Here is a 527-nt window from a genome sequence, read left to right on the forward strand (position 1 = left end):
GCAATCTGCATCGTCCCTCCGCAGGTTCTTGCCTCCTGGACGACTGCAGATAATCACGTCCACCACGCAGAACCTGGGATCTGAACGCCTCGTGTCGGACATCAAGGACACCGCCCGGAGGACTCCAGATAACAATTGCGTTGGTGCTACACAGAACCCGCCGAATCTCGGTGTCGTAATCCAGGAACGGGATGAACTCATTCCAACACGACTGCCACAGTCGGATCAGGGCCGGATATCGGCTGCCCCAGCGGTCGGCGAGCGCCTCGAGCGCCGCTTCTGCGGCCGCCGCTGTCGGGGCGGTGTAGATCGGTTTGAGATCGCGGCGCAGGGCGTCCCAGTGCTGGCGCGGTACGTAGCGGAAGCTGTTGCGGATCAGATGCACGGTGCAGGCCTGCACGATGGTGGCCGGCCACACCTCACCGACAACGTCGGGCAGCCCCTTAAGTCCGTCGCAGATCAAGAAGAACGTGTCGGTGACGCCTCTGTTGCGCAGGTCGGTCAATACGGCGAACCAGAACTTGGCT

Annotated in this window: 1 protein-coding gene; it reads right to left on the minus strand. The window is 62.0% G+C overall.

Going from position 1 to position 527, the window contains the following annotated elements:
• The coding region (locus tag HMPREF0591_RS30185) for a transposase (RefSeq protein ID WP_244269137.1) at window positions 1–527 on the minus strand (527 nt) is incomplete at both ends.

Origin of the sequence: Mycobacterium parascrofulaceum ATCC BAA-614 (genome assembly GCF_000164135.1) — a bacterium.
GTDB classification, from domain to species: Bacteria; Actinomycetota; Actinomycetes; order Mycobacteriales; family Mycobacteriaceae; genus Mycobacterium; species Mycobacterium parascrofulaceum.